The organism is Acinetobacter sedimenti (assembly GCF_022601685.1).
GTDB classification, from domain to species: domain Bacteria; phylum Pseudomonadota; class Gammaproteobacteria; order Pseudomonadales; family Moraxellaceae; genus Acinetobacter; species Acinetobacter sedimenti.
Genome location: NZ_JAKUML010000002.1, coordinates 41,003 through 65,942, shown reverse-complemented (window position 1 = coordinate 65,942; position 24,940 = coordinate 41,003). Strand labels below are relative to the sequence as shown.

Genomic DNA, 24,940 nt, shown 5'->3' with positions numbered 1-24,940 from the left:
AACCCTGTGCAAAAACGAAGTATAAGTGGAAATTTGAGCTTTCATTGCAGAGAAATATCAACTTGTGGATAAAGTTGTGAACAATCAAGTGGATAACTCTGTTGATAGCTTTGTTGATAAACATGTAGATAAATATGTGAATAACTATGCGGATAAGCAGATGTCAAATAAGGATAATCCAGTGATTAATCAAGGCCTAAGCCAAAATTTAGATGATACAAATACTCCGACATGGGCTACATTGTGGAGTGGCTATTTACCTCAAATCAATACACAAAATCATCGTTTAAGCAAAGAAAATCAAACACTTGTGCAAAATTATTTGCTTGCTTTAAGTGATGCATTAGAAAGTGGTGATAGCTGTATTGCACTGTCTGGAAAACCACAAAATATCAATGACTTTCTACTCGATGTTAGCGAGTATCAAGCGCAAGACTTATCTACGCTAAAGCAATTAAAACCGATGTTTTGGGATCATAGGCGATTGTATTTACAGCGCTATTGGTCGTATGAGCAGACGTTGTCACAGCGAATTGCAAGCTTATTGTCAGAGCAAGTGCAGCAAGTAGATTTAGCTCCATATCTGAACTTATTTGAAGATAATTACCAACAGCAGGCACTGGTTCAGGGCATCAATTCTGCATTCAGTTTAATCACAGGTGGACCAGGGACAGGCAAAACCTTTGTATTGACGCATATCGTTGCGGTGTTGAAAAGAATCTATCCAGACATGCGTATTGCTATGGTTGCCCCGACAGGAAAAGCAGCACAACGTATGCAAGAAGCATTACAAAAAGCCTTTCAAAATCCGAAATTGCTAGATGCGGGGTTGTATCATCCTGATTTTGCCCATCAAAAGACACAGACCATTCACCGCTTGCTCGGCATTGGCGATCGAGGTGTACCAAGTTTTGATGCGTCACGACCGCTTGGCTACGATGTGATCGTGGTCGATGAAGCGTCGATGCTAGATTTACATTTGGCGAAGCTATTATTTGATGCGATCGAACCGTCTACTCGACTCATTTTATTGGGAGATGCGAATCAGCTTACATCTGTAGATGTCGGTTATGTACTCGCAGACTTTCAGCAAGTCCCTGCATTGCAACAGTGCCATGTGCAATTGAAGCATAGTCGCCGTTTTGTCGATGATGCCAAAATTGGGAAATTTGCTAAGTTGATCTATGCCACAGCCCGCCCGAGTTATGCAGATTTTCTAGAAAATGCTCAACCGCAGATGCTTCAACTTGGCGATGAGATTCCCACTTTAAAACAGGTCAATATCGATTGGTTGGGATTTTATTCATTGGAGCAATCTGAAAATATACCACTCAGCACATCCACATTGATAGCCATTTATCGACAGTTGGCACTTGGCTATCAGGCATATTTTTCGATTTTAAAAGATTATCTTGAAGCTAAAGTGAGTCATCAACAGGTTGCGCAAACTTTTGATCAGTATCGAATTTTAGTGGCGATGCGTCATGGTGCGCTTGGCTTGGCACAGATTAACCTTGCCATGACTCAACATCTCAAACATGCCTTAAATCTGGTGCAAGACAGCGAATGGTTTGTTGGTCGTGCGGTGATGGTGAGCAGTAATGATTATCAACTTGGTGTATCCAATGGCGATATCGGTATCTGTCTACCGCACCCTGAAAAACGAGAACAGCTCGAAGTCTACTTCCCAAGTTTAGATAAATGGATCGCCGTGGCGAGATTGCCACAAAGCATCCAAACTGCATTTGCGTTGACCATTCATAAATCACAAGGCTCGGAATTTGACCATGTCGCAGTGGTGTTGGATCAATCAGCACAGCGATTAATGGGGAAAGAATTACTTTATACAGCGATTACACGATCGAAAAAAATGGTGAGTGTACTCAGTTCGATAGATATGCTTGAACATAGTCTAGCGGTGCGGACACAGCGTCACAGTGGGCTGAGTCAGCAGATCATTCGTGCTTTGGCAGATGCAGAGTGTACAAAGATTGTGAATTGATGTAAGTAAATGCTTACATTAATCAAGGTGATTCACCTCTAGTTGAATACCCAAGCTTTTGCGATGATGGTTTCACAGCTTAGTTATGGATGATTAAGCGTACCGCACTAAATTATATAAACGGTCGAGAGACTTTGCGGACTTACAGTGACGTAAGTGAAACTCTATCTCAGCAGAGATTGCAGTACCTTAAGCCTTATAGTTTTGGGAGAGACTATAGGGCTTTTATTTTGCCTGAAATAGATCATTGATTCAACGTCATCCAAAACACATGAGCACCACTGTATTTTTGCATCAAATTGCATAAAAATTAACCAAAATTATTGACCAATTACGACAAATGTCAAAAACTATCATATGACATAAAAAGTAAAATAATGACAATTCTTGAAAAATAAAAAATACTAACTTATTGAAATTATATTATATTTTGTATTTTTGTAAGCAATTGCTTACAACTAATGTCTAATATTTCTTATATTCCTACAACGCGTCATTTGACAAAATGCGTCTATCAAATCGATTTAGCAAAACTAAATTGGTTTTTTAAGAACACAGGGGTGTGTTACAACAAAAAGAGATGAATTAAAGCAGGTCTTAGGGATGAGATCAAAAAATAATAATAAAATAATGTTGTTAGCCTAAACAATAACGCCGATTCCGAAAGGGATCGGCGTTATTGTTTTTGCATCGTAAAATATGTTGGAAAATTACCACAATGCTTTTGCAAAGAAAGCCAAATTACATTAGAATGTCGCACTTGCTGTAGTGATGCACGGCATAGGTATTTTTGATGAATCGTTTCAATTCATCTGAACTACTTGAAATATCGCTAATAGAACTTTTAAGCATCTCGGAGATACATGATGGCTTTAACTAACCAAGATCGCGCAGAAATCATCGCAAAATTTGCACGTGCTGAGAATGACACTGGTTCGCCAGAAGTGCAAGTTGCATTGTTAACTGCTCAAATCAACGATTTACAAGGTCACTTTAAATCACACAAACACGACCATCACAGCCGTCGTGGTTTGATTCGTAAAGTAAACCAACGTCGTAAATTGCTTGATTATCTAAATGGTAAAGATCATGCACGTTATGTTGCATTGATCGGTGAGCTAGGTCTTCGTCGTTAAGCTGTTGCTTAGTAAGACGAATAGACTGGTATAAATTGAAGGGGCGATAAGCCTCTTCTTTTGTTTGTCGTGAAAGGTTTTGTTCGGGTTTTTATCTGATCAAAAATCGTATAAGCTTGAGCCACAAATGAAAATTTGTATCTTGAGCGAAAAAAGAGAGTCGATTAGTCGGCTTACATTGTATGAAGTAAATTGGTTTTAATGGTCGAAAACAGCTTCTAAGCTTTGCCATGGCATTTCATTCAGTATTTCGAGATTTATATCGTGTGTTACCGCGATAAAAATAGAAATAAAAAAGATTGATGCAATGCCAAACCTTAGGGGCTTTCTACCAAAGATAAAACCAGTATTAGGGAAGATCGAAAAAGTTGCCAAGATAGGTTGTTTTTCGAAGTCCCCATTAAACAATTAGGAAAAAATAAAACATGTCTATGTTTAATCTTGTTCGTAAAGAATTCCAATATGGTCAGCACACTGTTGTTTTAGAAACTGGTCGTGTTGCACGTCAAGCTAACTCTGTGCTTGTCACTATGGGTGGCGTCAGTGTACTTGTTGCAGTGGTTGCACAGCCAACAGCGAAAGCAGGTCAAGACTTCTTTCCACTCACTGTAAACTACCAAGAGAAGCAATATGCGGCGGGTCGTATCCCAGGTGGTTATGGTAAGCGTGAAGGTCGTGCATCTGAAGCGGAAACATTAATTTCTCGTTTGATCGACCGTCCAATTCGTCCATTGTTCCCTGAAGGTTACTTTAACGAAGTGCAGGTCACGGCTTCTGTAGTGTCTTCTGACAAAACTATGGATGCTGATATTGCAGCGATGCTTGGTACATCTGCGGCACTTGCAATCGCAGGGACACCGTTCCGTGGTCCAATTGGTGCGGCACGTGTTGGTTTGATCAATGGCGAATATATTCTTAACCCAAGCCATGCGCAAATGGCTGAATCTGCACTTGACCTTGTGGTTGCAGGTACAGAAACTGCGGTATTGATGGTTGAATCTGAAGCGAAAGAACTTTCAGAAGATCAAATGCTTGGTGCAGTATTGTTCGGTCATGAAGAGCAACAAATTGCCATCAAAGCCATTCAAGAATTTGCTAAAGCAGCGGGTGCAACAGCGTCTACGTGGACTGCACCTGAGAAGAATGAAGACCTTCGTGCAAAACTCAAAGATGCTTTCGAAGCAAAAATCTCAGAAGCCTACACCATTGCAGTGAAACAAGATCGCTATGCAGCACTTGATGCACTTCAAGCAGAAGCAGTTGCGCAGTTCGTGCCTGCTGAAGATGAAACTGGTATTGCAGATGATTTGAATGAGTTATTCGAAGATCTAAAATACCGTACCGTGCGTGACAATATCTTGTCAGGTAAAGCACGTATCGATGGTCGTGACACCAAGACAGTTCGTCAGCTTGATGTACAAGTCGGCGTATTAGGTCGTACACACGGTTCAGCATTGTTTACCCGTGGTGAAACTCAGGCGCTTGTCACTGCCACTCTCGGTAATACTCGTGATGCCTTGATGGTTGATACCCTTGCTGGGACAAAAACTGACAACTTCATGTTGCACTACAACTTCCCTGCATACTCAGTGGGTGAAACAGGTCGTGAAACAGGTCCAAAACGCCGTGAAATCGGTCATGGTCGCCTAGCGCGTCGTGGTGTACAAGCAGTCCTTCCTGCGGCAGATCGCTTCCCATACGTACTTCGTATCGTGTCTGATATTACAGAATCAAATGGTTCATCTTCAATGGCATCAGTCTGTGGTGCATCATTGGCATTGATGGATGCAGGTGTGCCTTTGAAAGCGCCAGTTGCTGGTATTGCAATGGGTCTAGTAAAAGAAGATGAGCGTTTCGCAGTCCTTTCTGACATCTTGGGTGATGAAGATCATCTTGGCGACATGGACTTTAAAGTTGCAGGTTCTGCCAATGGTATTACTGCACTGCAAATGGACATCAAGATCGAAGGCATCACTGAAGAAATCATGGAAGTGGCATTGAACCAAGCCTACGCTGGTCGTATCCACATCTTGAACGAAATGAACAAAGTGATCTCACGTGCTCGCCCTGAAATCAACATGTTCGCGCCGACATTCCAAGTGATCAACATCAACCCAGATAAGATTCGTGACGTGATCGGTAAAGGTGGTGCAACCATCCGTTCAATCACTGAAGAAACGGGTGCAGCGATCGACATCGAAGACAACGGTACAGTACGTGTATTTGGTGAGTCGAAAGCGTCTGCAAGTGCAGCGGTTGCCAAGATCCAAGCACTTACTGCTGAGATTGAACCAGGTACGATTTACACTGGTAAAGTGATTCGTATCGTTGAATTTGGTGCGTTCGTCAATATCATGCCAGGTACTGACGGCTTGCTTCACATCTCACAAATCTCGAATGAGCGTGTAGCGAATGTGTCTGACGTACTGAGCGAAGGTCAAATCTTGCAAGTGCAAGTACAAGACGTCGATAACCGTGGTCGTATCAAATTGACCATGAAAGACATTCCACAAGAGCAAGCTGCACCAACTGAGGCTTAATTATTGCCTTGCTGAGAAAGTTGCTTTGAATAAAGCAGATTTGCTTTGGATTGAGCAAATTCGCTTGTAAAAAAATCCTCACTTCGGTGAGGATTTTTTTATGTGGGAAATGTTATCTGCTTTAATGGTTTATAACGTTTGAAGGTTCCAAATAAAAACGGTCTAAATCATTTTTGCGCAAGGTGCTTACGATAAAAATCCCATTCATCCACTACCTCCCCTGATGGCAACTGGCAATATCCCGCTTCACCTTCAGGCGTTTTCTTAATGATGGTTTTACCACCAACTTCAGCACAATAAACACTTGCAGGATTCGCCATGCCGATTGGTTTTTCTTGTTGTGGCGTGGTGCTACATGCTGCAAGTAAAGCAAAAGGAATGGTTGCAGTGATGAGTTTGTACATGATTATTGTCCCAAATTTTGAAGCTGTCATGATAAGTCAAATGGATGTGATACAGATGTTTGTGATTGGTAATTAGGTTGATGTTTTGTCGGTTGGTTGGCGTGGAAAAAGTGCATCCGCTTTATCAAAATCAACGCCAAGACTTCCACGCCAACCAGAGAGTGGATAAGTGATTTCGGTACTTGTTGATTGTGCTGAAAACACGTCGCTACTCGGTAATATCCCTAGTAAGGCTAAACTTTGCAAAATGCCATAGCGTTTATAAGTATCTGTTTTGGGAAGTGACTTTGCTTGACCAAGACGTTTGGCAAGTTGAGAAGCAGTTTCGTCAGCATCGGCTTTGCTGATCTCAATGAGCAAATTCTTGAAATGGCTAATCTCATGATCGGTAATTTTTGGCATCGGATAATCCAGAATCTCGGTTAAATCTGCCACAAAGTGTGCAGGCATTTCATTCCACGTATGCCCTAAATAATAGGTGTTGAGTATATTGGTGGTGTCAATATTGACATGCGCAGGTAGCTCACAAACCTGACAATGTGCATGTGTTGTGGAATTTTCATAATCATGTGCTGTGAGTTCTTGGAGATATAAATAACTGATCATAGCTTGGCGAAATCGTGGGAATTCTCCTGTCAGCCCTTTTAAGAATAACGCCTTAATAAAATCAAAAGTCAGTTTGGAGTGCTGTTTGAGTGAAAGAAATTCTTCAACCAAATCATCATGAGCAAACTGCTTGAATTGATTGGGTTGGAGATGATTGCGTGCCAAAAGTGCTTGGTCTTGCGCTGTGAGAAAATCGGTGTGGTAGCCAAAAATATCCTCAAAACGATGTTCAAGATTGACGTTATCGTGCGCATAAATTTGTTTGAGTAGGCGACTGGCTTTGATTTTCTCTTTGTAATTCATGAGGCATTCCTGATTTTTCTATGAGCTTGCTATGCTTTTTGAGAAAATTAATGATGGCTTCAATGCGGATGGTGATTTTATTATGGATGAAACATCTTAGACTGTCGTTGTGAAAAAGTAAAAAGACCGCATCAGAAAACTCATGCAGTCTTTTATTTGTCGTGTGAAGCGTCTTTAAAATTATTGCGATAATGCTTGAATTGGCGAACCACCTAAAGCTTGCATCAGTGTCACATATGCCGTGTATTGATTGTAGCGCGTTTGCGCCAAAGATACTTCTGCACTGCGTACAGATTCCTGCGCATCTAAGACATTCTTCAAGGCAATTGCACCATTGCGATAGCGTACTTCATTCAGTCGAGCACTTTTTTGTGCAAGTTCTAAATTTTTCTGTTGATCGCTAAGTTGGGCATTGGCTTCGATACGACCTGAGAGTGCATTTTCTACATCAGCAAAAGCTTGATACAAAGTCTGACGGTAGCTAATGATCGCAGACTCATAGTCCAGTTCGCTGATTGCAATGTCTTTTTTCATATCGTTATATTGCAAAAATGGCAAACTTAAACTTGCACCGAGCGCCAATACTGGATTTTGCAAAAGCTCTGTCAAAGAAGTGCTACTTGTACCAAGCGAGCCAGTCAGACTAATCGACGGATAATAGCTCGCTTTAGTCGCATCTTTAGTTGCAAGGGTTTTGCGTAGGCGAAGCTCTGCGGCTTGCAAGTCAGGTCGACGTGCGATCAATGTTGCAGGAAGCCCTGCATCAATATTTGGCAAACTGGACTGCGGTAGCTTTTTAGGAATGTCGATGTTGAGTAGATGTATAGGCTGATGAAGTAATACAGCCAGTGCAGTTTTCGCCTCAACGACTTGTTGACGTAGTTGGCTAATACTTGCTTTTTGGCTTTGTACAGATTGCTCCGCTTCGGTGAGCTCAATGCCTGATACTGCACCTGCTCGATATTGTACTTTGACTAGATCAAATAGTTTGTTGCTGGTCGCTAGACTTTGTTCGGCAGCAGTCATACGCTCGTTTAAATATGCCAATTGCCAATAGAGATTACAGGTCGTGGCAATTAGACTTTGTGCAGTCGATTGTAAATCTTGCTCGGTCGCCAGAGCTTCCCAACGCTGTACTTGAGTTTGATTGGCGAGCTTGCCAAACAGATCAATTTCATAGCTGACGTTGCCACTTAACGATAGACCATTGGCACTGTCAGTACCTGAGTTTAAATCAAAACTGTGTCCAGTCGATACATTTGAGCCGACACGTAGACCTTGTTGGTTTGCCGTGAGATCAGCTTGTAAACGTGCTTGTTTGAGTGCAATACCAGCGACTGCAAGATCAGCATTTTTGGCAATGACTTGATCGACTAAGGCATTCAACTGTGCATCATTAAATAGTGTCCACCATTGGTCAGACCACTGTTCGGCAGTTAAACCATTTGACGTATTTTGATATGCAAAACTTGTCGGCACAGTGGTAGTCGGTGCTTGATAGGGCGTTTTTACTGTTGCGACACAGCCAGTAAATAAAATAGGCAGAATGATCAATGCACTAAGCTTTGGGAGTGCTTTGACTTGGAAAGTGTTCAACATAAAATTCAACCTTATTTATTCACGAGCAAGCGCATTGACAGGATCAAGCTGTGCGGCATTTTTCGCAGGGAGATAACCAAAAATAATCCCGATCATACTTGAGCAGACAAAGGCGGCGATCATCGAGGTGCTTGAATATGCCATTTGGAATGAGTCGCCTGCGATTTTATTAATGATCTGTCCGATGCCAAGTGCCATGAGTACACCCAAGATCCCACCCAAGATACAGACCAGAATCGCTTCGATGAGGAATTGTTGCAAAATATCACCTTGTCTTGCGCCAACTGCCATGCGGACACCAATCTCTTGAGTACGTTCAGTGACGGAAACGAGCATAATATTCATCACGCCAATACCGCCGACGATCAAAGAAATCACGGCAATGGACGACACGAGGAGCGTCATGGTTTGCGTGGTTTGTTCAATGGTTTCACGGATACTGTCAGAGTTCTGCGTAAATACATCTTCTGCACCGTGACGTTGTACGATCAATTTTAAGATGGCATTTTCCGCCGCAGCACTCGAATATTCGTCTTTGACACGGACAATGATGCTACGGACATTGGATTGTCCCATAAAACGACTAAGTACGGTCGAATACGGTAGGTAGACATTTAAGCTATCACTATTACCAAAGCTACTTTTCTCTTTGTCTAAAACGCCAATCACACGGCTCGGCACACTACCAAGTAAGATCACTTGACCAATCGGATCAGTACCATCACTAAAGAACGTGTCTTTGGTATTTTGATCAATGATCACATCTTGACTCATTTGCGTGGTACTACGTTCATCAAACGCCTGACCACTGGCAAAGGTTAAACCTTTGACATCGAAATAGCTTGCACCCACGCCATTGACCGTTGCTGAGGCTTCCGTTTCTTTAAAACGTGCAGTCACGGAGGTATTGACACTCGGACTCACCGCTTCGACATAAGGTTGTTCGGACAGTGCTGTTGCATCATCTGGGACAAGGGTTTTATTGGAGGCGGTTCGAGAGTTATCACCGAATCCCCGACCTTGATAGACGGTAATGGTATTGGTACCCAAACTGCTGATGTTTTCTAAAATTTGCTTTTGTGAACCATTACCGAGGGCAACGACGGATACCACCGAAGCAATACCGATGATAATACCAAGCATGGTTAAGAATGTACGCATACGATGCGCATTCATGGCGATCAGTGCCATGCGGAATGCTTCACCAAGACGATCTAAGAATGAACGTAGTGGCGAAGATTTCTTTTTCTTTTCACGAACTAAGGTTTGACGTTCAGTGATCGGTTGTTCATCGTCTTGATAAGTTGGCTCATTCGGTTGGTCGGAAATAATTTTTCCGTCACTGATTTCGATAATTCGTGTAGCGTTTTTCGCAACATTAATATCATGGGTGACTAAAATAACCGTGTGACCTTTGGCATTTAGCTCACGCAAAATACGCATCACTTCGAAGCCACTATTCTTATCCAATGCGCCTGTTGGTTCATCGGCGAGGATCACATCACCGCCATTCATCAAGGCACGAGCGATGGACACACGTTGCTGTTGACCACCAGATAATTGGCTAGGACGATGATCAAGACGTTCACCGAGCCCAAGTTCACTGAGAATCTTTGATGAGCGTTCGTGGCGTTCAGTCGGATTGACCCCCGCATAGACCGCAGGGACTTCGACGTTACCTGTTGCTGTCAAATCACCAAGCAGATGATAGCGCTGAAAAATAAAACCAAAATATTCACGACGAAGCTGTGCCAATTGATCAGGTTCAAGCTGACCAGTTTCTTGACCATTGACCTTATAGCTACCTGAGGTTGGTTTATCCAAGCAACCTAAGATATTCATCAAGGTAGATTTGCCTGAACCTGACTGACCAATAATGGCAACCAATTCGCCTGCATAGATTTTCAGATCAATGCTTTTGAGAATCTGTACCGAAGTTTCGCCTGCGGGAAATTCACGGATCAGATTGTTGACCTCAAGTAGAGGTTGTTGATTCTGACTCATGGATTACATTCTCATTGGACCACGGTTGTTACGTTTTGCAGCGTCATTCGAAGTATCTGCGCTGTCTGAGATCACCACCTCATCACCTTCTTTTAAGCCTTTGAGCACTTGTGCGGTGACACGGTTATTCAATCCGACCAGTACAGGGGTTGGCTTTGCAGTGCCGTCAGCTTGTAAGACACGTACCATTGCACGAGTCGCTTTGCCTTGATCAATGAGGGCTTGTTCAGCAGCGGTTAACTGTAATGTTGTCGGACGATTTGAGCCTTTGCCATCTTTACCAGTGTTTGAACCAGCGTCTTTTTGACTTGATGCAGATTGTTTATTAGTTGATGATGAAGTTTTGCTGCCAGAAGATTTTGTTTCAATCGCTGAAGATGGGATAGTCAGCACATTTTTAGCTTGATCAATAATGATAGACACCTGTGCAGTCATGTCGATACGCAATTTCCCATCTTCATTCGGAACATCGAAAAGTGCATTGTAGTAGATTGCTTCACTTGAGCTAGAACTTGAACTGCTTGAAGAATCATCGCTGATCGACTCAGGAGCAGGCTCAATCTGACGTAGTGTTGCGTAGTATTTTTTCTCGCTATCACCGAGTGTGGTGAAATAGACAGATTGACCTTTTTCCACTTTCATCACGTCGGCTTCAGAAATTTCTGCATTCACGGTCATGGTGTCAAGTTTTGCCAATTTGACAATGGTTGGTGCACTTTGATTGGCATTGACCGTTTGACCTTCTTCAGTCACGATTGCCACCACTGTGCCGTCCATCGGTGCAATAATGCGGGTATAGCCTAATTCTTCTTGTGCAGTTGCTAAGGTTAAGCGAGATTGTTCAATCTGCGCATTGAGTGCAACGATCTCCGCTTGAGCTGTTTTATAGCTTGCCAATGCAGATTCAAGCTCGGCTTTTGAAGTAGCATCTTGCGCATACATATTCTTTTGACGGTTATATTCTGCTTGCACTTGAGCTAAGGTCGCTTGTCGAACAGCCAGTTGCGCTTGTTGATTTTTGATACTCGCCTGTGCAGTTTGGATTTCGTTTTCTTGGGTCACCGAGTTGATTTGTGCGATCAATTGCCCTTGTTTGACTTCATCACCAAGCTCGACATACATTTTTTTCAGCTGACCAGACGCCTGTGCACCGACGCTGACGATTTTGGTTGCTTCGAGTAAGCCAGTTGCGATCACACTATTTTCAATATCGCCACGCTCGACTTGTGCGGTGATATAGCTTGGAAGCTCTTCTTTTGGTTTTAAAAGCCACCATGCCAATAAGGCAATGAATAAAATGGCAATAATCGTAAAAATAATCTTGGAGCGTTTGGACTTGGCAGGCATGATGAAACAGTCTAAATGAGAATATTTGCATCAGTATATGTTTGAATTAAGGATAAAACATGAATATTTATATTAAATTATCGTAACTTATCATGAGCTTATTTAGTAAAGTTTAACAATTTAAGTAATGCAAAAATAATCTTAATGTTCAAAAATCTTTTTACCACTCAGCGCACAAACCAATTGTAATAATAAATCATCAGGATTTTCATCGCCCAAACCCTTAATCGCTTGATCGGTGCGCAGTAATAAATCTGACCATGTTAATAGTTGTTGTGGTGTAAAACGTCGTAGCGCATTTTGGTAAAGTGACAGCTTATTTTTCCAAATGCCGAGTTGCAGTGCATTTTGCGGTTGTTCAAACAGTTGCAAGATCAAACGCATTTCTTTTTGTAATACCCAAAAAATCAATGGTGAAGCTTCGCCTGATTCAATGAGAAAATTCAGAATTTTTACCGCTTGTGCCAAATCACCTTTTAAGCAGGCATCGCCCAGATCAAAGGTGCTAAAGCGAGATTGATCCTGTACGCTTTGTTCAAGCTCGGGAATGTCAATTTGTGCAAGGTCAGAAAAGCTATCGGCTAATTCAAGCAGAGTATTGCGAGCAGAAAGTAAATTATTTTCATGATTAAAAATCAGCCATTGCCAAGCTTGCGTCGTCAGTCGAATACCGATTTTTTCTGCTTCAATTTGTAAGATGCGTTGTTGTTGCTGTGCGCCATAAGCACTTAGCGCAACCACAGCAGCATTGGCTTCGATGGCTTGAAAAAATGCAGATTTTAGGCTTTGACTTTCTTGCTTGGGAAAGACGATCAGCAAGAAATTATCCATCGGATCTTGTAGATAGCTTTTTAACAGTTTTAAGCTTTGCGCATCAGGTTTGATGTTGCCATGCACTTCGATGGCAAGCTGACTAGAGAATAACGATAAACTATTTAGCGCAGCAAAAACCTGCTTCCAATCTTGCACATTTTGCAATTCAAAACGTTGACGTTCGATGCCTTGTGATTGCCAATGTTCTCGAAATGCTGATAGCAGGTTTTGCTCAAGCAAAGGTTCGCCACCATGCACAAGCCAAGCACCTTGCGCCTCAGTAACACGGCTCAAAGCTTGTTGATAGTCGAGTTTCATCTAGGCAAAATCAAAATTAAATGAATGAATTATTCAGGTGCTTGATCAAGCACAGCCGTCGGCAAGCGATTGGTGTGCAACTGACGGATGATCTGTTGAGCGATATCTTCATTCATGACTTTGATAAAGAATTGCTCTTCTTGACGCTCGGTGTTGACAGTCGCAATATCATATTGATACGTGCGCTGTGAGATGACTGTGCGAGGTGCAGTCAGTGGCTCGCCTTGCATATTTTCGATTTGAAAAGTTGCAGACATGTGCAATTGAACTTCGGTGAGTTTGCCACGGAACTGACGACGCTTGAGTTCGTAATCGGTCACCTTGAGGCGAGTCAAAGCATGTGTTTGGTTGACCTGTGCGCCAAGATTACTGAGATAAACTTTTAATGGTTTTTCCAAATCTTGTGCATTTTCAGGCAACGTCAATTGTACCGACTGGTATTGCGTCGGTAGGGCTTTAATCTGTGCGCCACGGAGTTGAAAACCACAGCCGACAAAACTCGCACTTAATCCTAAGCTTAGAACAATGATTGCAAAACGTCGAATCAAGTGCATTATTTTTTCCTTATTCATTCATTAAAAATGATCATTCAAATCGTTAATTTATACGACATGATTTAAACCACAGCTTTAAACTACAAGGTTGACCAATTTATTTGGCACCACAATTTCTTTCTTGGTTGGGCCTGTTAAGAATTGTTGAACCTCAGGCAATGCCTTAGCTTGTGCAAGGAGATCCACTTTGGCAATGTCTACAGCAACTTCCAATTTACCACGCAGTTTACCATTGACTTGTACAACGATGGTTTGCGTATTGCGAGTCAATGCCGAAGCATCGACTTCAGGGAATGATGTCGCCGTGAGATCAATCTCAAACTGTGCTAACAACGTCTGGCTCAAATGTGGTGCAAATGGTGCAAGCATGGTGAGTAAGCTGATGATTGCCTCACGTTGTACAGCAGCATCGCTGTCATCTTTGGCCTCAAACTTGGTGATGCTGTTAAGTAATTCCATCTGTGCGGCAATGGCAGTATTAAAAGCATGACGACGTTCGATATCATCACCGACTTTGGCAATTGTTTCATGCACTTTACGACGTAAATCTTGCGCATCTTTAGAAAGATTTGCACCATCAATGTCTTTAGATGTATTACCTTTTTCCAAGAAGGTCGTGGTTAAACGCCACACTCGTTTTAAGAAACGGTTTGCGCCTTCTACACCTGCATCCGACCATTCTAAAGATTGATCAGGCGGTGCGGCAAACATCATAAATACACGTGCAGTATCAGCGCCATATTGATCAATAATCGACTGTGGATCGACACCGTTGTTTTTAGATTTGGACATTTTTTCTTGTCCACCAATTACCACGGCTTTACCATCGCCTTTATATGTTGCAGCGGTGATGCGACTTTTTTCATCACGCTCAAGCTCAACATCGGCAGGGTTAAACCATGTTTTCTTGCCACTGGCATCTTCACGGTAGAAGGTATCCGCCAAGACCATGCCTTGTGTTAATAGATTGGTAAATGGTTCGTTACCTTGCACTACGCCTTCGTCGCGCATCAGTTTGTGGAAGAAGCGCGCATATAAAAGATGCAAAATCGCATGTTCCACACCACCGATATATTGATTGACTGGCAACCATGATGCAGCGGCTTCAGGTTTGATCATGCCATCGGTGTAGTCAGGTGAAGCATACCGTGCGTAATACCATGAAGATTCGACAAACGTATCTAAGGTGTCAGTTTCACGTTTTGCATCTGTGCCACAGCTTGGGCAGGTAGTTTGATAAAACTCAGGCATTTTCGCCAATGGATTACCCGAACCATCAGGCACCACATCGGTCGGCAATACCACTGGTAACTGATCTTCAGGCACAGGCACTTGACCGCAAGACGCACAGTTGATCATTGGAATTGGACAACCCCAATAACGCTGACGTGATACGCCCCAATCTCGCAGACGGAATTGCACTTTTTTCAAAGCTTGACCTTGCGGTTCGAGCTTAGCAATTAACGCATCAAACGCTTCTTGGAAAGTTAAGCCATCAAATTCACCAGAATTGATCAATGTGCCATTTTTCGAGCCATACCATTCTTGCCATTGTGTGGTGTCAAAGTCGGCATCATCTGCGCCTTTGGCATCAATCACTTGTTTAATCGGTAAATTAAATTTATTGGCAAATTCAAAGTCACGCTCATCATGCGCAGGCACAGCCATCACAGCCCCTGAGCCGTAAGTCATTAACACATAGTTGGCAATCCACACTTCGACTTGCTCGCCAGTTACAGGATGCTTGACGAATAAGCCTGTCGGCTTGCCTTTTTTCTCGGCGGTAGCAAGATCGGCTTCGGCAACTGAACCATGACGACATTCTTCAATAAATGACACTAGTTCAGGACGAAGCTCAGCCGCTTTTTTCGCCAAAGGATGATCGGCAGCAACTGCTACATAAGTCACACCCATCAAGGTATCAGGACGAGTAGTGTAAACGGTTAAGCCATCAGCATAGATCGACGGATCAGCGGATGGGAATGTGATTTCCATACCTTCCGAGCGACCAATCCAGTTGCGTTGCATGGTCAAGACTTGCTGAGGCCAACCGTCTTGTAATTGGTCTAAATCGTCCAAAAGCTCTTGCGCATAGTCGGTGATGCGGAAGTAATACATTGGAATATCACGCTTTTCCACCAAGGCACCCGAACGCCAACCACGACCATCCTCCACTTGCTCATTGGCAAGTACAGTTTGATCAACAGGATCCCAGTTCACGGTTGAGAGCTTGCGGTAAATCAAACCTTTTTTATAAAGTTGAACAAAGAGCCATTGTTCCCAACGGTAATATTCAGGTGTACAAGTGGCAATCTCACGATCCCAATCCACAGATAAGCCAAGACTTTTGAGTTGATTACGCATGTAGTCAATATTTTCAAAAGTCCACTTCGCAGGGGCAACTTGATGGGCGATCGCTGCATTTTCCGCAGGCAAACCAAACGCATCCCAACCCATTGGTTGCAGTACCGTTTCACCTTTCAAACGATAAAAACGACTGATCACATCGCCAATGGTGTAATTGCGCACATGACCCATATGCAGTTTGCCACTTGGATATGGGAACATCGAGAGGATGTAGCGATGCTTGCCTTCGACTTGGTCGGCAACCTTAAAGACTTGGCGTGTTGCCCAGTCCTGTTGAATCTGTGGTTCAATGGTATTGGCTTGGTATTCAGCCTGAATCGGCGTAGAAGACATCATGGTCATGGCGTTAAATTAACTCAAAAACTCTAAATTCGCTGAGTGATAAAATAAGGGAAATTAATGTTGCACAGCATAGCGCAAATTGAAAAAAAAAGCGCAAATTTCGTGGATTGATTTGCGTAATTTCGGTGCTTTGATGGCATTTGTGGGGCAATTTATAACAAGTTGCGACCCGTATTTAAGATTTGTTCTTGTCCGCGTGTTGGGTCTTCACCAACTTGAGGTAATGTGATGCGCTCATTTGATTGTGATGGCGCACTATTGCTAGACGGTGGTACTTTTGGTAGGGTTTGATTCGTAGCGGCATCAGCTGCTGCTTCGGCCTCTTTTGCAGCTTGATTCGCATTGTTCGCAGCTTGAGTATTTTCTTGTGCGTTGCTTGCTTGAGGTGGTGGCGTGAGGTTACGACCACTCGGCGTATCATTGTAGGTGTTAATATTGCCTAGTTTTTTTGCATTTTTGGGTGGTGGTGTAGTGGTGTAGTGTGTTGAGCCGTTAGCATCGATCCATTTGTAAAATTTTTGCGCCTGAGCGATTTGCGGTGCGGTACTTGCAAGAGTTGTTGCAAGTAAGACTAGGCTTGTTTTCATCTTGATATTCATGTGTTTTTTAGCAATCAAAAAATTTGTATTTAAGAACATTTTGAGCTCCATGCGCTGTCTATTATCGACGATATAAGAGGACAGATATTTTCTTATCTTAAATCTAAATAGCATATTTGTGTGAAAAATTAACCAAAATGCAAATCAACTCATCACAAAATCTAGGCGCTAGAAAGATACTTTTGACGACGAAATGATGTTCCTGATAGAGGAAGCACCTTTTTGAAAAAAAGCTTTGAATAAAACACATAGAAAACTTGACTTTCAGGGCAATAGCATCAAAAATGCTCGCTTTAGTTTATGTATATTTATTCGATCACCCTTCGAATCCATATCATAGCCGTGATAAGCCTCTGAAACTCTAGACGAGCAGGGCGTCGAACTCGATCTTCTTCCACCCGAAGCGATCTTGTCATTGTTGGAAAAGTAGTCCATGCAATGTGTATTTTTACATCACGGTTAAGCTAATCCCATATCAGGCGACAATTTTATGTCGCCCGAATATTTTATGAATATTTGTTTTTTTAAATTTGATGTAGTCGATGCACGTATTTTTGGGATGAGAAGTTTCTCGAATATCTAAATACGTACGTGAGTACTGCATCCAGAAAGTCTAGGGTGAATACGTTGGAACTTTTATCAGGTGGTGAAATGCTCGTTCGCGCTTTGGCGGACGAAGGTGTTGAACACGTTTTTGGTTATCCGGGCGGCGCAGTTTTACATATTTATGATGCGCTTTTTCAGCAGGACAAGATTGAGCACTATCTCGTGCGTCACGAGCAAGCAGCAGGGCATATGGCCGATGCATATTCTCGTGTCACAGGGAAAACAGGTGTCGTCCTCGTCACAAGTGGTCCTGGTGCAACAAATACGGTCACACCGATTGCGACTGCCTATATGGATTCGATTCCAATGGTGATTTTATCTGGTCAGGTGGCAACCCACTTGATCGGTGAAGACGCATTCCAAGAAACGGACATGGTCGGTATCTCTCGTCCGATCGTGAAGCATAGTTTCCAAGTGCGTCATGCCAGTGAAATTCCCGCCATTATCAAAAAAGCATTTTATATCGCTGCCTCTGGTCGTCCAGGTCCAGTCGTTGTTGATATTCCAAAAGATGCAACCAATCCTGCTGAGAAATTTGCATACGAATATCCTGAAAAAGTGAAGATGCGTTCGTATCAACCACCAACACGTGGTCACTCAGGTCAGATTCGTAAGGCGATTGATGAGTTACTCACTGCAAAACGCCCTGTGATCTATACAGGTGGTGGCGTTGTACAAGGTAATGCATCTGAATATTTGACAGAAATTGCACATATTTTGAATTTCCCAGTGACCAATACATTGATGGGGCTTGGTGGCTTCCCGGGTGATGATCCGCAATTTGTCGGTATGCTAGGGATGCATGGTTGCTATGAAGCAAACATGGCGATGCACAATGCCGATGTGATTTTTGCGATTGGCGCACGTTTTGATGATCGTGTGACTAATAACCCTGCAAAATTCTGCCCGAATGCACGTGTCATTCATATTGATGTTGATCCTGCAACGATTTCAAAAACCATAACTGCGCAGATTCCAATCGTTGGTGCAGTCGAGCCTGTGCTTCAAGAAATGTTGGCACAAATGAAACAACTTAATGTGTCAAAACCAAATCCTGAAGCGATTGCTGAATGGTGGAAGCAGATTGACGGCTGGCGTGCTGTACACGGTTTACGCTACAAAGAAGCAACCGATAACAGCATGAAACCACAGCAAGTGATTGAAGCTTTGTATAAAGTCACGCATGGTGATGCGATCATTACTTCAGATGTGGGTCAGCACCAAATGTTTGCTGCTTTGTATTACAAATACAAGCACCCACGTCAATGGATCAACTCAGGTGGTCTAGGTACGATGGGTGTTGGTCTACCGTATGCGATGGCTTCAAAATTGGCTTTCCCAGACAAGCAAGTGGTCTGCGTGACAGGTGAAGCATCGATTCAGATGTGTATCCAAGAGCTGTCGACCTGTAAGCAATATGGGATGAATGTCAAAATCTTATGCTTGAATAACCGTGCATTAGGTATGGTGAAGCAGTGGCAAGACATGAACTACGAAGGTCGTCACTCAAGCTCGTATGTGGATTCATTGCCAGATTTTCCAAAGCTGATGGAAGCATACGGTCATGTTGGTATTCAAATCGACCATGCTGATGAGCTTGAAGCGAAGCTTGAAGAAGCGATGGCGATCAATGATAAGTGTGTATTTATCAATGTCATGGTCGATCGTTCAGAGCACGTTTATCCAATGTTGGTTGCAGGTCAGTCGATGCGTGATATGTGGTTATCAAAAGGGGAGCGTACCTAATGCGACATATTATTTCCGTACTCATTGAAAATGAGGCAGGTGCGCTATCACGTCTAGTTGGTTTGTTCAGCCAACGTGGTTATAACATCGAAACATTAAATGTTGCACCGACTGATGATGAAACCTTATCTCGTTTGACTTTGACGACTTATGGTGATGAGCACAAGATTGAGCAAATCACCAAGCAACTCAACAAATTGGTTGAAGTGGTGAAAGTAGTTGATCTATCCGATGGTGCGCATATCGAGCGTGAATTGATGTTGATCAAAGTGCGTGCACTAGGTGCATCTCGTGCCGAGATCAAACGTACAGCGGATATTTTCCGTGCGCAAATCGTTGATGTGACGCCGAATACCTATGTCATTCAAATCGCAGGTGCAACTGATAAGCTCGATGGTTTTATCGACGCATTGTCTGAAAATACCATCTTGGAAGTGGTGCGTTCGGGCGTTTCTGGTATTGCACGTGGTGAAAAAGTTTTAAGTATTTAACTCAATCCCCCCGAAGTTGAACGCATTGAAAGCGTATTCGGGGAGATTTTAAAAAAAGCATTTTAGCGGAGAACACAAATGCAAATTTTTTATGATAAAGACTGTGATTTATCAATTATCCAATCTAAGAAAGTTGCCATCGTTGGTTATGGTTCACAAGGTCATGCACACGCATTGAACTTGAAAGACTCAGGTGTTGACGTGACTGTTGGTCTACGTGCAGGTTCTGCATCGTGGAAAAAAGCTGAAAACTCAGGTCTTAAAGTTGCTGAAGTGCCAGAAGCTGTTGCACAAGCTGACTTGGTCATGATTTTGACTCCAGATGAGTTCCAATCTCAACTTTATCGTGATGTGATCGAGCCGAACATCAAAGAAGGCGCAACTTTAGCATTTGCGCATGGTTTCTCTGTACTTTATAACCAAGTTGTACCTCGTGCTGATCTTGACGTGATCATGGTTGCACCAAAAGCACCGGGTCATACAGTACGTTCTGAATACCAACGTGGTTCAGGTGTACCTGATTTGATCGCGATTCACCAAGATGCGTCTGGTAATGCACGTAATGTTGCATTGTCTTATGCTTCAGGTGTTGGTGGTGGTCGTACTGGTATCATCGAAACTTCATTCCGTGAAGAAACTGAAACGGACCTATTTGGTGAGCAAGCAGTGCTTTGTGGTGGTGCTGTAGAACTTGTAAAAATGGGCTTTGAAACTTTGGTTGAAGCGGGTTATGCACCAGAAATGGCTTATTTCGAATGCTTGCACGAGTTGAAATTGATCGTTGACTTGATGTTCGAAGGCGGTATCGCTGACATGAACTATTCAGTATCTAACAATGCTGAGTATGGCGAATATGTAACTGGCGTTGAAGTTATCAATGAACAATCTCGTGAAGCAATGCGTAATGCGCTTAAGCGTATCCAATCTGGTGAATATGCGAAGATGTTCATCCAAGAAGGTGCATTGAACTACCCATCTATGACTGCTCGTCGTCGTCAAAATGCGGCGCACGGTATCGAAGTGACTGGCGGTAAGTTGCGTGCAATGATGCCTTGGATCCAAGCAAACAAAATCGTAGACAAAGAAAAGAACTAAGTTACGCGCCTTAAGAAAAGTAAAGCAGTGCTTTACTTTTCTTTCGTACCTTGGATTCAAGCAAACAAAATCGTGGACAAAGAAAAGAACTAAGGGTGCGTTACGTGCCTTAAAAAATGGGAAAGCAGTGCTTTCCCATTTTTTTTTCGTGCCTTGGATTCAAGCGAACAAAATCGTAGACAAAGAAAAGAACTAAGTTTTAGTATACTCTTTCAAGAGCCCTTGTTTTTACAAGGGCTTTTTTAGCGCTGTGTGCGAGAAATCACTCAAATTGACCTAAATTTGTAAACTGAAGTCTAAAAAGTCATAAAAAGTAATGAGTGGGCTAGAGAGAATCTCTTTATCGTGCTATAACGCAAAATATAGGGGTTTTTAAAATTAAAATGTGAGCAATGCAACATGCATGCTGATTATAATGTCTTGCTGGTTTTATTGTCGATTGCGGTGGCGATCGGGGTAAGCTTTGCTGCTTTTAGCGTTGAAAATTTATCGTATTATAAAAAAAATACGCATCTCGTCGTACCAATCAATATCGCAACAGGCATGATTTTTGGCTTGGCGATTTGGCTCATGCACTTTGTCGGTATGTTGGCGTGTCATTTGCCACATGGTTATCGCTTTGATGTGACCTATACCACGTTGTCTTATGTCATCGCCGCCTTTGTTTCGATGTTTGCACTTTGGCTAAATACGCTCTCTAGCCTTCCTGTATCACGTGTGATTTTGGGTGCAGTGTTTATGGGGTTAGGCATTTCTGCAATGCATTATACAGGTATGGCTGGACTGATTTTTGAACAGCATGCCATGATTTATCAGCCGATGATTGTGTTGCTTTCTATTGCGATTGCGATTCTCGGCGCAGGGGTTACTTTTTATTTATCACATCGTTTTAAATCGACGTCTTCTTACCATATTTCATCGAGAATTTTCGTCGCTGTGATGATGGGCTTGAGTATTGCGGCAATGCATTACACAGGCATGGCAAGTGTGTATTTTGTTAGTGTCGATCAGGTGGAGCAGTATGAATTATTTCAATCCAATCATGCTTATTTCGTCTTGGGGATGCTATTTTTATTGGTTTTGGTGATTATTGTCGGTGCAAGCTTTTCATTGTTTGAAAAACAAATTGCGCTCAAGAAACAAGATGTGGATCGCCTGAATGTTGAGATTGTGAATTTAAATACCCACGATCAATTGACGCAATTGCCAAATCGATTGTTTGTTGAAAATCGTATCGGTGAAATATTGCAGCAACATCGTGCTGATAACCAGCAACTTGCCTTTTTGTATATTGATCTCGATCGGTTTCGGATGATCAATGAAATCTATGGGCACAAAATGGCAGATCAGCTCTTTATCGAGGTGGTAAAACGGGTGAAGCAAACCTTGTGGCGTAATGTCAGGTTGGCACGCTTTGGTAGTGATGAGTTGGTGATGATGGTGTCCAATGCGACGGGTGAGGAAGCCAAAGCTTTAGCCAAACAGGTGAATGCTAAGATTAAGCGCAACTATCGAATTGGTGATCAAACCATTGCACTGTCTGCAAGTATCGGGGTTGCGATGTTTCCTGAGCACGGCAATAGTTTTAAAGAACTGGTGATGAATGCCAATCTTGCGATGTTGCAAGCCAAGGCACAGGGTCGTAATGGATTTTACTATTTTGATGAAAACTTGGAAGCACAGCGTGTACGCCAAGAATATAATCTCATCAATGATTTAACGACTGCGATCACACATGATCAACTGGTTTTACATTATCAGCCAAAATACAACGCCAATTTGCAATGCTGTGGCGTGGAAGCGTTAATCCGTTGGCAACATCCCAAGCTTGGATTACTGATACCATATCAGTTTATTGATCTTGCGGAGAAGTCGGGTCTGATTGTGTCCATTGGCCATTGGGTACTTGAGCAAGCTTGTAAGCAAATTCAACTTTGGCAGACATCAGACTTTCCGTTAGTACCGATTGCGATAAATTTTTCTGCATCGCAGTTTGAGCATGATGAGTTGTTCGAAGTATTGGATGAGTTATTAGAAAAATACCAAATCAATGCCAAGTATCTCATCATTGAAGTGACTGAAACCACCGCCATGCGCAATGTGAAGCTGTGCGTACAAAAATTTGAGCGACTCAGACAGATTGGTTTGCAGATTGCAATTGATGATTTTGGTACGGGTTATTCGAGCTTTTCATATCTCAAAGATTTGCCGATCGATGAGTTGAAAATTGATAAAGTCTTTGTCAGTCATCTTGATGGTGAAAATAAAAAAGATGAAATTATCCTTGCAAGTATTATCAATCTTGCTTCACAGCTCGGGTTGATTGTCACTGCTGAAGGTGTAGAAACAGAGCAACAAGCGGAAATTTTAATTCGACTGGGCTGTCATCAGTTGCAGGGTTACTATTTTGCCAAGCCAATGCCGATTGAAGACTTGGCGCATTCGAAGTTTGATTTGCAGAAAGTTTAATTAAACACTCAAACGCCATGAGATTTGAGTAATGAGATTACTTATTTGGTCATGGCATTTGTGCGAGAGTGATGATTACGCGTCGTCGTCAATTTTTAAGGGTTGTACATCCATCTTCGAGTATGGAATCAGCTTGGTTTTATACTTCAATTTATAACCGAGCCAAATCGCTAAGAATAATGGAATGCTGATATAGGTAGAGAGTAAGCCGAGCCAATCGATTTTACCGCCTAGGAGTGCTTGATAATTCTGACCGAGAATAATCAAACTACATAAAATAAATGCAAACCACGGTGCAAATGGGAAGAATTTGGCACGATACGCCAGATCACTGAGTTGATGACCTTGTTTCAAATAGCCTTTACGGAAACGATAATGTGAAATCGCAATGCCGAGCCACACGATAAAGCCACACATGCCCGAGGTATTTAACAGCCAATTGAACACAGCTTCTTCACCAATAAATGTGGTGAGGAAACAGAGCGCAGCCACCGCAGTCGTCGCATAAAGTGCTTTCATCGGTACGCCACGACGATCAAGTTTGGCAAAGACTTTCGGTGCACGTCCTTCTCTTGCCATGTCATAGAGCATACGTGTTGAAGAATACATGCCTGAGTTACCCGCAGAGAGGATCGCAGATAAGATTACCGCATTCATGACACTGGCAGCGAAGGCAAAACCTGCTTTCTCGTACAGTAAGGTGAATGGTGATAAAGCCACATTTTCAGTCTTTGCGGCATGTAGGAGCATCGGATCGTTATACGCTACCAATGTACCGATGATGAAAATACACAGGGTATAAAACAGCAAAATTCGCCAAAAAATCTGTTTGATCGCTAGAGGAATGGTTTTATGTGGTTCTTTGGATTCACCTGCTGCCACACCGACCATTTCCGTACCTTGGAAAGAAAATCCTGCAATCATGGCAATCCCGATCATGGCTTGCAATCCACCGACAAAAGGCGCATCGCCTGTCACCCAGTTTTGGGTGATGCTTTGCATCGGATCGAGCATGATTTTGCCAATGGTAAATAAACCAATCGCAATAAATACAATGATGGCGATTACTTTGATCATAGAGAACCAGAATTCACTTTCTCCAAAGCCTTTGACCGTCAGCGCATTGATGCCAAAAATCACCGCTAAAAACAGCGCACTCTAGTAGAAGCCTTCGATTTCAGGAAACCAAAATTTCATGATGAACTGTACAGCGACTAACTCAAAAGCCACAGTGATCGCCCAGTTGTACCAGTAGTTCCAACCGAGGGCGAAACCAAAACCTTGATCGACATAACGACTACCATAGGTAAAAAATGCGCCTGAGCTTGGATAATGTGTTGCAAGCTCTCCTAGACTGGTCATCAGGAAGTAAATCATCACCCCAATGAGTGCATAAGCGACTAATGCACCACCCGGTCCTGCGGTAGCAATCGTTGCACCAGAAGCAAGGAACAGTCCCGTACCGATCGAACCGCCGATGGCGATCATATTCAGATGGCGCGCACTGAGCTTACGCTTTAGGTGCGGTGTTGCAGTGTTTACTGCTTGGTCATTTTGCATATGAAGTCCATCTTGCATGTGTGCTTTTTACATGAATGC

Annotated in this window: 16 protein-coding genes and 1 pseudogene; 7 read left to right on the top strand and 10 right to left on the bottom strand. The window is 42.7% G+C overall.

Annotated elements, in window-relative coordinates; all coding sequences use genetic code 11:
- Nucleotides 1-76: 76 nt before the first annotated feature.
- The 3 genes from recD to pnp all read left to right on the top strand — a co-directional run bounded on the left by recD (nucleotide 77) and on the right by pnp (nucleotide 5,678).
- A complete protein-coding gene (gene recD / locus MKI79_RS01420; protein WP_241570290.1) occupies nucleotides 77-2,002 on the top strand; it encodes an exodeoxyribonuclease V subunit alpha in 1,926 nt (641 codons plus the stop codon).
- Between the two features lie 866 nt (nucleotides 2,003-2,868).
- Nucleotides 2,869-3,138 (top strand): 30S ribosomal protein S15, encoded by a 270-nt coding sequence (gene rpsO / locus MKI79_RS01415; RefSeq protein WP_092616504.1) that lies wholly within the window; start codon nucleotides 2,869-2,871, stop codon nucleotides 3,136-3,138.
- A 431-nt stretch (nucleotides 3,139-3,569) separates the two neighbouring features.
- Complete coding sequence (gene pnp, locus MKI79_RS01410) at nucleotides 3,570-5,678, top strand: polyribonucleotide nucleotidyltransferase (protein ID WP_241570398.1); 2,109 nt, start codon at nucleotides 3,570-3,572, stop codon at nucleotides 5,676-5,678.
- 167 nt (nucleotides 5,679-5,845) lie between these two features.
- On the opposite strand, the gene MKI79_RS01405 is transcribed toward pnp, so the two are convergent.
- The 9 genes from MKI79_RS01405 to MKI79_RS01365 all read right to left on the bottom strand — a co-directional run bounded on the left by MKI79_RS01405 (nucleotide 5,846) and on the right by MKI79_RS01365 (nucleotide 16,922).
- Nucleotides 5,846-6,082: a putative hemolysin gene (locus MKI79_RS01405; protein ID WP_241570289.1), complete on the bottom strand. Its 237-nt coding sequence runs from the start codon at nucleotides 6,080-6,082 to the stop codon at nucleotides 5,846-5,848.
- 72 nt (nucleotides 6,083-6,154) lie between these two features.
- On the bottom strand, nucleotides 6,155-6,991 hold the full coding sequence (locus MKI79_RS01400) for a hypothetical protein (RefSeq protein ID WP_241570288.1): 837 nt from the start codon (nucleotides 6,989-6,991) through the stop codon (nucleotides 6,155-6,157).
- 180 nt (nucleotides 6,992-7,171) lie between these two features.
- Nucleotides 7,172-8,590, bottom strand: coding sequence for an efflux transporter outer membrane subunit (locus tag MKI79_RS01395; RefSeq protein WP_241570287.1), 1,419 nt, complete (start codon nucleotides 8,588-8,590; stop codon nucleotides 7,172-7,174).
- 15 nt (nucleotides 8,591-8,605) lie between these two features.
- Nucleotides 8,606-10,594 (bottom strand): MacB family efflux pump subunit, encoded by a 1,989-nt coding sequence (locus tag MKI79_RS01390; protein ID WP_241570286.1) that lies wholly within the window; start codon nucleotides 10,592-10,594, stop codon nucleotides 8,606-8,608.
- A 3-nt stretch (nucleotides 10,595-10,597) separates the two neighbouring features.
- Nucleotides 10,598-11,941: a MacA family efflux pump subunit gene (locus MKI79_RS01385; RefSeq protein WP_241570285.1), complete on the bottom strand. Its 1,344-nt coding sequence runs from the start codon at nucleotides 11,939-11,941 to the stop codon at nucleotides 10,598-10,600.
- A 141-nt stretch (nucleotides 11,942-12,082) separates the two neighbouring features.
- Entirely contained in the window at nucleotides 12,083-13,072 is a 990-nt protein-coding gene (gene holA, locus MKI79_RS01380) for a DNA polymerase III subunit delta (protein WP_241570284.1), read from the bottom strand.
- A gap of 29 nt (nucleotides 13,073-13,101) precedes the next feature.
- The gene (locus MKI79_RS01375; protein ID WP_241570283.1) at nucleotides 13,102-13,626 is read right to left on the bottom strand and encodes an LPS-assembly lipoprotein LptE; all 525 of its coding nucleotides are present in this window, start codon (nucleotides 13,624-13,626) and stop codon (nucleotides 13,102-13,104) included.
- 75 nt (nucleotides 13,627-13,701) lie between these two features.
- Nucleotides 13,702-16,326, bottom strand: a complete 2,625-nt coding sequence (gene leuS / locus MKI79_RS01370; RefSeq protein WP_241570397.1) for a leucine--tRNA ligase — start codon at nucleotides 16,324-16,326, stop codon at nucleotides 13,702-13,704.
- Nucleotides 16,327-16,487: 161 nt separating this feature from the next.
- Nucleotides 16,488-16,922, bottom strand: coding sequence for a DUF4124 domain-containing protein (locus tag MKI79_RS01365; protein WP_241570282.1), 435 nt, complete (start codon nucleotides 16,920-16,922; stop codon nucleotides 16,488-16,490).
- Nucleotides 16,923-17,561: 639 nt separating this feature from the next.
- Between MKI79_RS01365 and MKI79_RS01360 the strand changes: the two genes are divergently transcribed.
- The 4 genes from MKI79_RS01360 to MKI79_RS01345 all read left to right on the top strand — a co-directional run bounded on the left by MKI79_RS01360 (nucleotide 17,562) and on the right by MKI79_RS01345 (nucleotide 23,341).
- Complete coding sequence (locus tag MKI79_RS01360; RefSeq protein ID WP_241570281.1) at nucleotides 17,562-19,286, top strand: acetolactate synthase 3 large subunit; 1,725 nt, start codon at nucleotides 17,562-17,564, stop codon at nucleotides 19,284-19,286.
- Complete coding sequence (gene ilvN, locus MKI79_RS01355; RefSeq protein ID WP_241570280.1) at nucleotides 19,286-19,777, top strand: acetolactate synthase small subunit; 492 nt, start codon at nucleotides 19,286-19,288, stop codon at nucleotides 19,775-19,777. The genes MKI79_RS01360 and ilvN overlap by 1 nt, the downstream gene beginning before the upstream one ends.
- A gap of 78 nt (nucleotides 19,778-19,855) precedes the next feature.
- A complete protein-coding gene (ilvC, locus tag MKI79_RS01350; RefSeq protein WP_092616551.1) occupies nucleotides 19,856-20,872 on the top strand; it encodes a ketol-acid reductoisomerase in 1,017 nt (338 codons plus the stop codon).
- A gap of 399 nt (nucleotides 20,873-21,271) precedes the next feature.
- On the top strand, nucleotides 21,272-23,341 hold the full coding sequence (locus MKI79_RS01345; RefSeq protein WP_241570279.1) for a putative bifunctional diguanylate cyclase/phosphodiesterase: 2,070 nt from the start codon (nucleotides 21,272-21,274) through the stop codon (nucleotides 23,339-23,341).
- A gap of 75 nt (nucleotides 23,342-23,416) precedes the next feature.
- Here the strand turns inward: MKI79_RS01345 and MKI79_RS01340 are convergent.
- Nucleotides 23,417-24,901, bottom strand: a pseudogene (locus MKI79_RS01340) (amino acid permease).
- Nucleotides 24,902-24,940 lie beyond the last annotated feature (39 nt).

What these genes read in the sequence shown, in the direction of transcription:
- rpsO (WP_092616504.1), top strand. Translation starts at nt 2,869, where the DNA reads ATGGCTTTAACTAACCAAGATCGCGCAGAAATCATCGCAAAATTTGCA.
- pnp (WP_241570398.1), top strand. Translation starts at nt 3,570, where the DNA reads ATGTTTAATCTTGTTCGTAAAGAATTCCAATATGGTCAGCACACTGTT.
- MKI79_RS01405 (WP_241570289.1), bottom strand. Translation starts at nt 6,082, where the DNA reads ATGTACAAACTCATCACTGCAACCATTCCTTTTGCTTTACTTGCAGCA.
- MKI79_RS01400 (WP_241570288.1), bottom strand. Translation starts at nt 6,991, where the DNA reads ATGAATTACAAAGAGAAAATCAAAGCCAGTCGCCTACTCAAACAAATT.
- MKI79_RS01395 (WP_241570287.1), bottom strand. Translation starts at nt 8,590, where the DNA reads ATGTTGAACACTTTCCAAGTCAAAGCACTCCCAAAGCTTAGTGCATTG.
- MKI79_RS01390 (WP_241570286.1), bottom strand. Translation starts at nt 10,594, where the DNA reads ATGAGTCAGAATCAACAACCTCTACTTGAGGTCAACAATCTGATCCGT.
- MKI79_RS01385 (WP_241570285.1), bottom strand. Translation starts at nt 11,941, where the DNA reads ATGCCTGCCAAGTCCAAACGCTCCAAGATTATTTTTACGATTATTGCC.
- holA (WP_241570284.1), bottom strand. Translation starts at nt 13,072, where the DNA reads ATGAAACTCGACTATCAACAAGCTTTGAGCCGTGTTACTGAGGCGCAA.
- MKI79_RS01375 (WP_241570283.1), bottom strand. Translation starts at nt 13,626, where the DNA reads ATGCACTTGATTCGACGTTTTGCAATCATTGTTCTAAGCTTAGGATTA.
- leuS (WP_241570397.1), bottom strand. Translation starts at nt 16,326, where the DNA reads ATGTCTTCTACGCCGATTCAGGCTGAATACCAAGCCAATACCATTGAA.
- MKI79_RS01365 (WP_241570282.1), bottom strand. Translation starts at nt 16,922, where the DNA reads ATGAAAACAAGCCTAGTCTTACTTGCAACAACTCTTGCAAGTACCGCA.
- ilvN (WP_241570280.1), top strand. Translation starts at nt 19,286, where the DNA reads ATGCGACATATTATTTCCGTACTCATTGAAAATGAGGCAGGTGCGCTA.
- ilvC (WP_092616551.1), top strand. Translation starts at nt 19,856, where the DNA reads ATGCAAATTTTTTATGATAAAGACTGTGATTTATCAATTATCCAATCT.
- MKI79_RS01345 (WP_241570279.1), top strand. Translation starts at nt 21,272, where the DNA reads ATGCATGCTGATTATAATGTCTTGCTGGTTTTATTGTCGATTGCGGTG.